10 protein-coding genes are annotated in these 11,940 nt (G+C 48.2%); 2 read left to right on the top strand and 8 right to left on the bottom strand.

Going from position 1 to position 11,940, the window contains the following annotated elements:
- Positions 1-46 precede the first annotated feature (46 nt).
- Both Enr17x_RS23420 and Enr17x_RS23415 read right to left on the bottom strand, forming a co-directional pair.
- Positions 47-451: an HIT domain-containing protein gene (locus Enr17x_RS23420; RefSeq protein WP_145312099.1), complete on the bottom strand. Its 405-nt coding sequence runs from the start codon at positions 449-451 to the stop codon at positions 47-49.
- Between the two features lie 39 nt (positions 452-490).
- Positions 491-877, bottom strand: a complete 387-nt coding sequence (locus Enr17x_RS23415) for a globin domain-containing protein (RefSeq protein ID WP_145312098.1) — start codon at positions 875-877, stop codon at positions 491-493.
- A 293-nt stretch (positions 878-1,170) separates the two neighbouring features.
- Here Enr17x_RS23415 and Enr17x_RS23410 point away from each other — a divergent pair, with 293 nt between their 5' ends.
- A complete protein-coding gene (locus Enr17x_RS23410) occupies positions 1,171-2,106 on the top strand; it encodes a hypothetical protein (protein ID WP_145312097.1) in 936 nt (311 codons plus the stop codon).
- Here the strand turns inward: Enr17x_RS23410 and Enr17x_RS23405 are convergent.
- The 3 genes from Enr17x_RS23405 to Enr17x_RS23395 all read right to left on the bottom strand — a co-directional run bounded on the left by Enr17x_RS23405 (position 2,103) and on the right by Enr17x_RS23395 (position 4,157).
- Positions 2,103-2,594: a DinB family protein gene (locus Enr17x_RS23405; RefSeq protein WP_145312096.1), complete on the bottom strand. Its 492-nt coding sequence runs from the start codon at positions 2,592-2,594 to the stop codon at positions 2,103-2,105. The genes Enr17x_RS23410 and Enr17x_RS23405 overlap by 4 nt on opposite strands.
- Positions 2,595-2,642: 48 nt before the next feature.
- Positions 2,643-3,341, bottom strand: coding sequence for a PIG-L deacetylase family protein (locus tag Enr17x_RS23400; RefSeq protein WP_145312095.1), 699 nt, complete (start codon positions 3,339-3,341; stop codon positions 2,643-2,645).
- A gap of 216 nt (positions 3,342-3,557) precedes the next feature.
- Entirely contained in the window at positions 3,558-4,157 is a 600-nt protein-coding gene (locus Enr17x_RS23395) for a response regulator (protein WP_145312094.1), read from the bottom strand.
- A 685-nt stretch (positions 4,158-4,842) separates the two neighbouring features.
- Between Enr17x_RS23395 and Enr17x_RS23390 the strand changes: the two genes are divergently transcribed.
- Positions 4,843-6,141, top strand: coding sequence for a Gfo/Idh/MocA family oxidoreductase (locus tag Enr17x_RS23390; RefSeq protein ID WP_145312093.1), 1,299 nt, complete (start codon positions 4,843-4,845; stop codon positions 6,139-6,141).
- 579 nt (positions 6,142-6,720) lie between these two features.
- On the opposite strand, the gene ppk1 is transcribed toward Enr17x_RS23390, so the two are convergent.
- The 3 genes from ppk1 to Enr17x_RS23375 all read right to left on the bottom strand — a co-directional run bounded on the left by ppk1 (position 6,721) and on the right by Enr17x_RS23375 (position 11,549).
- A complete protein-coding gene (ppk1, locus tag Enr17x_RS23385; RefSeq protein ID WP_145312092.1) occupies positions 6,721-8,841 on the bottom strand; it encodes a polyphosphate kinase 1 in 2,121 nt (706 codons plus the stop codon).
- Positions 8,842-8,922: 81 nt separating this feature from the next.
- Positions 8,923-10,530, bottom strand: coding sequence for a Ppx/GppA phosphatase family protein (locus Enr17x_RS23380; protein ID WP_145312091.1), 1,608 nt, complete (start codon positions 10,528-10,530; stop codon positions 8,923-8,925).
- Positions 10,527-11,549 carry an ROK family protein gene (locus Enr17x_RS23375; RefSeq protein WP_145312090.1) on the bottom strand — a complete coding sequence of 341 codons (1,023 nt, stop codon included), beginning with the start codon at positions 11,547-11,549 and terminating at the stop codon, positions 10,527-10,529. Before Enr17x_RS23375 ends, Enr17x_RS23380 begins: the two co-directional genes overlap by 4 nt.
- Positions 11,550-11,940: the final 391 nt, after the last annotated feature.

The following is an 11,940-nucleotide window of genomic DNA, read 5'->3' as shown; positions in this document are numbered from 1 at the left end:
TCAATCTCTGACGAGGTGTTTGAGTTTCAGGTTAATGTGATTGATATCAGGGTTGAGACTGATGGAATTGCTCAAACGCGTTTTTGATCTTTGTGATATCCGAATTGGTGTAAGCTCGTGATTCAGCTTGTCCCCATACAGGAGCAGGCCAGTACGGGTCGCTCTGTTTTCTACCGATGACATGAATGTGCAACTGGCTGACTACATTACCCAGTGTGGCGATATTCAGTTTATCTGGTGCCAAAGTCTGCTGGATGAAACGGGCCACCAGATTGACTTCCTTAAAAATAGCTGTCTGCTGTTCAAACGAGAGGTTGGTTAATTCAATTTCTTCACAGCGAGGGACCAGGATAAACCAGTCGACCAGTGCGTTATTCATTAAGAGTAACGTTGATTCTGAGAGTTCACTGATCTGTTGACAGTCCGCCTGCAGTCGGTCATCCAGTTTCATATTCAAATCCATTTCTTAGTTCACAGGAAAGACAGAATATCAGTCGGCTCGATTGATTAGAAAAGTTGCCATCTGGTCAAAAAATGCTTCAAGAGTCTGTCTGAGGTCAGCGGGTAGTTCCGTTTGGTCCATCGCACGTTTCATTAACTCCATCCAGCGATCACGGGCAATCTGATTGATGGCAAAAGGGGCGTGTCGCATTCGCAGAGCAGGGTGCCTTCGTTCATCAAGATAGCGTTGCGGGCCACCCAGTCGATAAACCAGAAATTCCTTTAAGCGATATTCGGCCCCTTCAAAATCATCGGCTGGATACATGGGTTTCAGGATTTCGTCTGTTTTCACACCCTGATAAAAGGCGGCGATCAGTTGCTGGAGTTTCTCTTCGCCCAGGTGATCGTAAATGTCTTCAACGGCAATCTGGCTCATCTTTATTTGTGTTCTGTAACCTGGTATGTGTAAATATATGTGTTATCTGAAAGAATACTGTAAATCGTGTTTTCATCATTTAATGAGATTATGGTATCTTAGAAATTGATTCAGAATATTCCTACCCTCTCGCTACTTCATCCTGTGGGAGTTTTTGAACTGATCCATTAAGGCCCAGTGGTATGCAGCGCCGATGTACCTGTTTGACTCTATTTATTAGTTTGCTTTGTTACTCCGTACTGTTGGCCGCAGAAACGTCGCCTTCTGTCTGGCCTGGCTTTCAGATAAGTCCCTTGTTTGATGAGCAAATATCCTATCTGTCACTAGAGCCGGAAGTCCGTTCGATTATTGTTGCGCCCGGGCCGGAGCGAATTGATCCAGATAAGCCGAGTCGTGTGGTTCTGTTTTCGACTCCGAATGGTAGTACGATCGAGCAGACACTGGGGTGTCAGCAGCAAGAAGGACGCGATTGGCATTTTGATATCCAGCATATCGCTGCCCAGCACCGGAAATGGCAGTCTCTGAACCAGCGCGAGAACCTGATCCTGGTCTGTCTGGAAGCAGAGGGTCTCAGTTGGCCTCGTTGGCGCGCCAGGCATCCCGATAATCCAAAGCGGATTCGAACTGTGATCAATTCCATCCTAGAAGCGATTCCGCTCAAAGAATCACAGCTCACACTCGCCTGTCATAGCGGCGGGGGAAGTTTTCTATGGGGATTCCTGAACAGATCGGCAGAAATACCGGATCAGGTTGACCGTTTTATTTTTCTGGATGCCAACTATTCTTTCAGTGAAAAAGACCAGCATGGCAAGAAGTTTCTAAACTGGTTGAAGGGGAGTAAACAACGACGGCTTGTGGTTCTGGCGTACGATGACCGGAATGTTTTATTTCGCGGCAAAAAAGTAGTCAGTCCCACGGGGGGAACCTATCGTGCGACGCAGCGGATGCTGGATCGCTTCAAACAGGATCTCAAATTCAGCGAGTCCACAATTGGGGACTTTCAGACTTATACCGCGTTAGAAGATCAGGTCCGTTTACTGATTCATCGCAATCCTCAAAATAAGATTCTCCATACGAGTCTGGTGGGTGAGATGAACGGCTATCTGTTTGCTGTGACATGGGGGACACCAGAAGGGAAGCAGGGCCGTTTGCTGGGAACGCCGCGCGCATATACGCAGTGGATTCAACCCGAGCCGTTTCAGCGACCTGAAACAGAAAAATCTTCTTAAAACAGTGGCGGTTTCCCCAGTTTTCTTCTAACAACCGCCCACTGGCCGGCGTGCATCATCCAGTGTGTGGATTCCCCCGCAAAAATACAGCCTACGGTTGGTCCCAGGTAGCGTACCGATTCGGGAGCGGGCTGCATCAGTTCATGATCGCTCAGCCCTGCGAGCACTTTGAGCGACCCCTGACGTTGTTCCTGCATCAATTGCAGGTAGTCCGCTTTGGTATGAAAATCGGCGGGGTTCTCATTGGCTGCGGTTTCTTTTGTATATTTTTCCTGAAAACCGTCAGGCAGCCCTGGCATCGAATCGGGGAAGACCTGCGTTACATGAAAGTGCTCACTCTGAATTAAATGGCCTAACTGCCAGGCGATGTGGTTCATTTTTTCAGCCGGTCTGACAAACAGATCGGCATCGGTTAAGTCTTCGAGATATTTTGTGACAACGAGTGTCGGTAGTTCCAGAGTCGTTTTGATATGTTCTGCGAGACTCATGGGAATCCTTTCGTGATGTTGGCCAGAATGAAAAATCTGAGTGGACTACTATAAGATCTCAACGGGTTGTTTTCGGGGAGCCCAGAGTGCTTCCGCATATTTCACATGACAGGTTTGTCCACGATAGCGCGCCAGTGTTTCTTTTCCCTGGAGGGCACCGTTAGTTTGTGTCGGATTATAGTCGACATTCCGCTGCAGAGCCATATAGCGTCCGAGCCACTCCATTGATTTGTTCCAGTAGTCAGTTACATCTACAAATGTGTCCGGTTCAAAACCAACTGTGTGTCCCGGGCCGTTATCATAATGATATATTTTACGGGGGCGTTTAAAGCGATCCTGATTCAGAACCCGTCCGCCATGATTGAGGGCAATTTTACTGAGTTGGGAGGCGACGGTGTGATCGTGATGGTGATCGTACTCCCACATCTGCAGTGCGATATCCGGCTTGATGTCATGGACTGCCGCAGCCACCTTTTGTTTCGTTTTTTCATTCGTATCATATTGATGCGAGGCGAAATCGAGGAAGCGGGTTTCGATACCATATTCACGGGCGATCGTGGAGACGGCTTTTCGGAAGGCTTCTTCCCGTCCTTTCGTGGGCGGCCAGTTACTGTAGTCGCCGATCAGAATTAACTGAACCACACGATAATTTTTGGCGACTGCTTTCAGCATCAGACCGGGGACACCATACACACAGTCGTCAAAGTGCGCACCAATTGCCAGCAATGTCTTTTGATCAGCCATCATCGTGTTTTCTTTGCCAGGAGTTTGTGTGGAAGCAATTTCGACAGGGAATCATACTACGTATGACTCATGTCGATGATACTAGGGGCGAAGTCAAAACGCCATCAAAAAGGCGGGATTGCCGAGGGGATGAGAGATGACATTAATCGAAAAGATCAGCCTGCACCGCAATTACGGGGCAGGCTGATCTTTTTTGTTGCTGGAGAGTCGTAGAAACTGCTAAGCCATTTCAGCGACTTGTCTTGAATTGGCAATGAAATATTCCAGGTATTCCGCCTGGCACGTCATGAGGTCATAGAACTCTTCGGCGGCTTCCACGTTTTTGGTTTCTATGATATCTTTAATCACTTCACACAGTGATTGGGCCGGTGTGTAGATGTCGATGGGGGTTGCTTCAGAGAGTTCGCCTAAGGTATCTTTTAATGTGTCAGCGAATGCATGCTTCAGTTCTTCCCGATCACGGGTTTTATAGATGACACCGGTGATCCCCAGTTTCTTGGCAAGTTCCAGTCGTTCTGTCTGACGACATTGTGCTTTGTTGGCAGGCTGAATACTGGTCATCAAGAAATACATGGGCGCTTCCAGTTGCCCGTCATCATTGTAGTGTTCCTGTTGCTGGACCTTCAGGAATAAATCCAGGCCGTCGAGCTCCCGCATGACAAGTTCGGAGAAAACAATTTTTATATCACTGTTTTTCTCCAGGATAGACAGTGCTTCAAATCCGGAAGAGGCACAGAGGACTTCATAGCCAAGCTCTTCTAGAAGTCTGGTGTGCACGTAGCACGTGTATCCAACATCATCGACTACTAGTACTTTCATAGGCCCCTTTTTCTACTAAAAAAATGCAACAGTAAAATGTTCCTGTTTCAAACAAGTAAGTGATGAATGACGTTTGCCATTCGGTTTAAAATGCCTTTTGCATCACTGTTCAGACTAGTGTGGAATGCCACCTCATGAAACACACAAAAAAACTCGTCCCTGCAGAAGGAGCGAGCATTCCCAATAAAGTTATTTCACAGTGGTCGATTCTGCGTTCAGGCAGGAATCGATTATTCGTAAAATGATACAGGTTTTGTATTTATTTTGATTCATAATTTATCCCTCGAAAGTATAACACAAATTCTTTCTGAGACGGGATTATTTCAGCAAAGCAGATGCGGGATCACTTGTGTTGATCATAAGAAAACCCGATTTTGATGAATGAAAACTGTCGACCAAAATCAACAATATGCCACACCTCTAGAGCAGAGAGATCAGTAATTGATGATTAATTCAGCATTTACAGCACACTGCATTATGTTGCGATAATGAATCAATGAGATGCCCTTACAGTCGGACCCTCTTTTCAAGAAAATTCTGTCGCGGTTATTTAAGTGGAAGGCGATTCATTGTCTGGACATTGCCTGACTGTCTACTTACGATGAGCTATATACAGAAACGAGCTGTGGAGGTGGTCTGTTTTCTGTTTTAAGGTATTTCCTGTAAACCAATTAAAGGATAAATCATGAGTGAAGTCACACGACGTAATTTTCTTCAAACCAGCGCAGGGGCAGTGGCGGCGACGTCGTTGCTGGGGAACACGGCACGCGCCGATGTGAACGGAAAAATCAGAGTTGCCGTTCTGGGAGTCAATGGCCGCGGTCGTAGACATATCAAAGCCATTGGCGATATTGAAGGCGCTGATGTCGTGTTGCTCTGCGATCCTGACGAACAGGTTCTGGCAAAACGTGCTGCGGAATTTGAGAAAACATACGGTCGGAAAGTCGAAACGGAAACGGACATGCGAAAGGTGTTCGACCGGGATGACATTGATGTTGTGACGGTAGCGACTCCCAATCACTGGCATTCGCTGGCAACGATCTGGGCCTGTCAGGCCGGTAAAGACGTTTATGTGGAAAAACCGGGTTCACATAATCTGTTCGAAGGTCGCAAAATGATTGAGGCGGCAAAGAAATACAAACGGATCGTGCAGCACGGCGTTCAGCTTCGCAGTCAGCCTGCGATCCAGGAAGGTGTGGAACATCTTCGTAAAGGGACTATTGGAGATGTGTATATGGCCCGCGGTCTGGTCTTCCGCTGGCGACCCTCAATCGGACACAAACCGGATGAGAAGGCACCAGATTTCCTTGACTGGAATCTCTGGCAGGGGCCGGCTCAGGAAACCAATTTCTCCCGCCGTCTGGTGCACTATAACTGGCACTGGACCTGGGATTATGGGAACGGCGACGTCGGAAACCAGGGCGTGCATGAAACTGATATGTGCCTGTGGGGACTGGATGTCAAGCTGCCATCGCAAATCACCGCCATGGGAGGCAAGTTCCTCTGGGATGATGATAAGGTGACTCCGGAAGTGCTTTCCACCAACTACTTCTATCCTGAAGAAAACAAAATGATTCAGTTTGAAGTACGACCCTGGATGACCAACAGCGAAGGGGGCGCCACAGTGGGGAATATCTTCTATGGTTCTGAAGGTTATATGGTTGTGAAGGGATATAACTCTTATGAAATCTTCCTGGGACAAAAAGGAGAACCTGGTCCCAAGAACAGCGGCGATGATCCCGTCGACCTGCACTTTACGAACTTCCTGGACGCCGTCCGTTCACGTAAAGCAGAGACTTTAAATGGTCCTGTCGAGACGGCTCACACCAGTTCCGGAATTGCCCATCTGGGGAACATTGCGTTTCGCTTGGGACGTCAACTGAACTTCGATCCCAAGACGGAGCAGTTTGTGAATGATTCGGAAGCAGATAAATATCTGACACGTGAATACCGCAAGCCCTTTGTTGTACCCAACGAGGTCTAAGGCAAACACGCCACCTCAGAAGAATAGTAAAACAAAACAGCATCGGATCGAAAATCCGGTGCTGTTTTTTTGCAGGCACTTCATACATTAAAAAAGAGAGGCTGACCTACGCTCAGGCAAGTCAGCCTCTGTTCAATTTTCGTTAGGATCGAGGTGATCCTCACGAGTGGTGGTTGTCGATGACAACCCGCCAGTAGTCGCTAAGAACAACCACCTTTCTGGCTACAACAATAACTGTCCACTCAATCACCTCCTTTTCTTGGATAAACTCCCTGTTTCTTCATCGGTTTGTAGCTCCAACTAGAACACAGGCTTTAGTTTTATCGCACTGCGTGGGTGCGATACATGATCTACTTGTATTTTTACCATTCCCCCAAAAGAGGCAATACCTTTTTGTAGTGAACCGCAGGAAATTCTCGGAACCGGGAATTGTTGTCAGCCGTAACTTATTCTGTCTGAATGGGATATGGATTTATCAATTCATCAGAAATTCACGGAGATCAATAATCAGGGGATTCACTCTGCAAAAAAGTACTGATTTCCTGTGTACTGACACGAGCGGACAGAAAGTGGTTCGGGCTATTTCTGATCTTCAGGCGCCATGTGCGGTTCAAACACAGTACGGCCCGCTTTTTCTGCCTGCTTGATTGCCGCCACCGCTTCTTCATACAGCACTTCTTGACAGCGGACGAGGTTCTTTTCCTTGCTCGGCGTAATGCGTTCGTAAGCGCCGTCACTTTTCAGCACACGGGCCTTGGCGTTATCTTCAAAATAGGTGTTGAGAATTTTGACGACTTTGCGGTGACAGTTTTCTTCTTCAATGGGAACCAGTAGTTCCACGCGACGATCCAGGTTGCGTGGCATCCAGTCAGCACTGGAAATGAAAACCCGCTCGTCTCCGCCGTGATAGAAATACAGAATCCGCGCGTGTTCCAGGAAGCGGTCGATGATACTGACGACTTCAATATTCTTGCTCAATTTAGAAACACCCGGTCGCAAACAGCAGATGCCGCGAATGTTCAGTTTGATTTTCACACCCGCTTCGGACGCTTCGTATAAGGCATCGATGATTTCCGGGTCAACCAGTGAATTGACCTTGGCGATAATCCGCGCTTTCTGTCCCTGTTTTTTACGTTCGGTTTCGTGGTGAATCAGATCTAGAATTTTATCCCTCAAGCTGATGGGAGCTGCTTCCAGCTTCTGATATTTCTGGGGTAAAGAATAACCGGTAATCGAATTGAAGAAGTTGATCGCATCTGAGGCTAAAACTTCATCGCGCGTAAAGTAACTGATGTCGCTGTAAATTTTCGAGGTGGCATCGTTGTAATTGCCCGTACCGAAGTGCAGATAGCGCTGAATTCCCTGTGGCTCCCGGCGGACGATGCAGCAGATTTTGGCGTGTGTCTTGAGTCCTTTGACGCCGTAGATGACCTGCACGCCGGCATGCTCAAGGTTTTTGGCCCATTCGATGTTGCGTGCTTCATCGAAGCGTGCTTTCAGTTCCACAATGGCGGTGACGTGCTTGCCTTGTTCGGCAGCACGAATCAGGGCAGCGACGATCGGGCTGCGTTTACTGGTCCGATATAAAATCTGTTTAATCGCCAGGACGTCCGGGTCCATTGCAGCTTCTTCAATCAAGCGGACAACCGGTTCGAAGCTTTCATAAGGATGGCATAACAGAATGTCCTGACGGGAAATATTCTCGAACATGCTGATGCGAGGATTTACTTCCGGTGAAGGTTGAGGCGGCCAGTTCACATCTTTTTGCGCATCGAATCCGGAGATATCAGTCAGTCTCATATACGCGGTGAGATCCAGCGGCCCGGGTATCCGGTAGACATTTTCATCCAGGACGCCTAAGCCACGTTCCAGAAATTCCAGCGTCTCTACAGAAACGGCTTCGGCGATTTCCAGCCGAATGCAGTCTCCCTGTTTCCGTTGATCGAGCATATCCTCCATTTGATGCAGCAGATCTGATGCGAATTCATCCTGCAGGCTGACGTCAGCATTTTTGGTGACACGGAACGGGATGCTCTCCAGTACATGCTCTCCCCGAAAATACTGTTCGATAAACAGGCAGACAGCATCTTCCATTGGCAGATATTGATAGCCGCCTTCTGAGGGGAGTGTGATAAACCGAAATTCTGTTCTTCCAAAAGGGATGACGGCAAACCGATCCTGTGGCGTTTCTGACTTTTCATCGGGCCCCAGCCGGACCACGATATTCAAGGTATGATTTACAAGATACGGAAAGTCTGTTTCAGACGTCACCGCCATCGGTGTCAATACGGAATAGATTTCATCTCTGAAAACATGTTCGACAATCCGCCGTTGCGCGTCTGTCAGTTCTTGTGGGTTGACCCTTTGGAAGCCGGATTCTGCCAGCGGAGGTTCAATTTCCTCAAGTAAACACTGATATTGTTCCACCATCATTTTATGTGCACGCAGGCTGATGGCGTCCAGTGTTTCTTTAGGCGTCATACCTGACGGATCGGTACTTTTATTTCCGCTGGCCTGTAATAAATTGAGCCCCCCCACTCGGACCATGAAGAATTCATCAAGGTTCGAACTGGTAATGGCCAGAAATTTCAGGCGTTCCAGTAGCGGAATTTGGGGATCATGGGCTTCATCCAGTACCCGCTGATTAAATTCCAGCCAGCTTAATTCTCGGTTGAGATATTTCGAAGCTTTAGGGGCCATGCGCAACCTGTAATATAAGTAAGTTTATTCTGTTCATGGGGCAGCGACAGGAGCTAATGTCGCTGCTACGAATTGTTCTTGTTATTTTTTCCGCAAATGTACCTGGAGTCCGAAGACTTCTTCAAACAACGGACCTTTTTCGACCAAGGCGATTTGTTCCAGAGAGACATCTTCTACATGGGGAATGGAGATGATTAACTGCCCTTTCACGATCTCGCACTCAATTTCCTGAACGCGTTGACTGTAGGAATAATCCAACGCATCGGCGACCCGCAGGATTGCTGCCATCTTGGCGATGGCGATCCGGCTGAAACGATCCAGCGTGGAATAGCCTTCATGCGTTGCTTTGGGGGAGGCTCGCCGATGGTAGCGCGCGATTAACGCAACCAGTAATAAATCGGACTGTCCCAGTCCAAACAGATTCCCATTACTGATTAAATACATCGAGTGTTTATGGTAACCGCGTTGATTCACATAGATTCCGATTTCATGCAATAACGCGGCCGTGTATAGCAGTAGTCGATTCCGTAAATCGAGCTTGTGTTCATTTTGCAGTGACTGGAACAGGGTATCAGCCAGAAATGCGACATGGCGTGCGTGCGTTTCATCAAAATCAAAACGCTTACCAAAGTCGATCGTCGAACGGATGACCTGTGTGTAAAATTCGTCCGACCAGGTGCTCTGGTCTGCCATTTCTTTGAGCAGCCCGTCTCGAAAGTTGGCTTTGGTGACGTAAATATATTTCAGCTTATAGGCCTGGGCCAGTTTGGTGTAAGCCAATAGAGCCGGCCCCAGCGTTTCTGCGTCGGTGAACGCCAGATGGTAATTTTGGACCAGCTCATCTTCATTTTTCTGCAGAATTTTATCCGTAAACTTACTGAGTTCGGAAACTTTGAGCCGATCCAGTTCATCGGGGGAATTCCCGGGATCGGGGATTTCATCTTCAGGGCGTAATTGTGCCAGTGCAAATCGCACATCGCCGCCCAGCACGACCAGTTTGATGGATTTATCGGGCGGTACTTCATGGACAATCTGCTGAATGACGCGTTCGATCTGGTTTTCCATGATCGTGCGTTCTTTCGACAATGGTACGCGATAGCCTTTCAGCATCTCTCGCAGACGCAGTGCCCCCAGGCGATAGTTACTGGAAAATAAAACGTTCCCGTTTTGCACCAGCAGCAGTTCTGTGGTTCCACCGCCGATTTCGGTCACAATGGTCTGCGCTTCATCCAGATTAGGCTTTGCTGCCAGATAGGGCCGAATCCCCTGGTAGGTGATGCGGTTGACTTCTGCTTCATCCAGCGGAGAGACTTCAAAACCGGTGGCAATGAAAATCCGGTCGGTAAAAGCCAGTCGATTGTCTGCTTCACGGACTGCACTGGTAGCGACGACGCGAATCTGGTCGTCACGGGTGATTTGATATTCATCCAGGCGTCGGCGGTAACTTTTGAGAATCCGAACGCATTCTTCCATTGTCGGTTTCTGAATGTTGCGCGTCTGGAATGTATCTTTCCCCAGTGTGACTGCCTGTGACAGCCTTTCCAGTGCGTAGACAGTTCCATCTTCTTTGATTTCAGCGATTGCCATACGAATCGCGCCCGTACCGATATCGATGACCGCAATCAGGCGATTGTCAGTACGGTTGGAACTGGTCGTTGTTTCAGTCAGCGTTGAATCTTTTGTATTCATACTCTGGTTTCATTTTTTATCGACATCGTTTCCTGAATGACGGTTCGAGCCCAGGCTGCAACCCCCATGACTGAGGAATCATCTCCCAATTGTGCGGCGACCACTTTAAATGAATCTTTAAAAGTCGGCATCACATTGCGGCGAGTTGCTTCTGCAACAGCTGGAACAAACAGGTCGGGCATTGCTTCCACCAACCCGCCTCCCAGTACAATGACTTCAGGAGAAAAAATATGAACCATATTTCCGGCAGCAATACCAATGTATTCAGCCGCTCGGAGAATAATTTTTTCGACGCTTCGGTCACCGCCCTTAATTGCGGAGGCAAGGATCCCGCTTCGAATGTCCGAAATATCGGTTCCGACCATGGATCGCAGGGTCGGGGCATCTCCCCGGTAAGCGGCCTGGGCGGCGGCGGCGGAGATCGCCAGTCGGCTGGCGAGAACTTCCAGACAACCATGCTGGCCGCAACCACATTCCGGTCCTTCGGGTAATATTTTAATGTGTCCAATTTCCATGCAGGAGCTTTTACTACCCTGGATCAGATGCCCTCGGTAGACGGCTCCCCCTCCAATCCCTGTACCGGGAAAGATGCCAATGGTCGAGGTTGAACCTTTTGCTGCACCAAAGCGATACTCACCGTAGACGCCGGCGTCCACATCATTGCAAATGACGACTGGGCAGCCGAACGCTTTTTCCAGAAGATCCTTCACAGGGGCGTTGTACCAACCCAGGTTGGGAGCTTCAAAGATAATCCCTTTGTCCAAGTCCAGAGGTCCCGGGCAACCAACGCCGATTCCCGCTAAGTCATTGGGTGTCAGCCCCGCTTCTTCCAGTGCCTGATGGATCGTCTGAACCATCCGTTCCAGGCCTTGTTCGACGCCTGCATGACCTTTGGTTTTTTTTCGCTTTTTTCCGAGTGTTTTGTATTGTGAATCGAAAATTTTGGCCAGCATTTTAGTGCCGCCCAGATCGAACCCGGCCCAGTAGCGGTTCGTCGTTTCTGGTGATTCAGTAGACATGTATTAGATTTCTATTAGTAAGGATTTTCTCTCCGCTCGAAACGTGTCGGGTAAAGAACAGATGATGTATTGATGAAATTACTTCGAGCTGTCCCCAGTATAACGAATTGTTCTTATCTCGTGTATTCTGGTGAATTTAGATCACAATTAACAAGCTTGAAGACAGATTTTTCATAATTGACTTACGGGAAGTGTCTGTTTGTATAATGTGGTCAGGTCAATCTTGGGGTGGACCCTTGTAAAACAAGGTCTTTGTTCCGTTTCAGAGAATGCGATGTCCGGTTGACTTTAGACTCTGCGACTGCTTGGATAGACTGGTAAGAATGATTTCGGCCCGAAATCTTTATCAAATGTCACTGCACTAAACGATTACAGCTCCCTGGGGTTCCTT

The sequence above is a fragment of the Gimesia fumaroli genome (assembly GCF_007754425.1).
Lineage (GTDB): Bacteria > Planctomycetota > Planctomycetia > Planctomycetales > Planctomycetaceae > Gimesia > Gimesia fumaroli.
The sequence above is the reverse complement of the archived record's forward strand: the minus strand, read 5'-3'. Positions and strand labels throughout refer to the sequence as shown.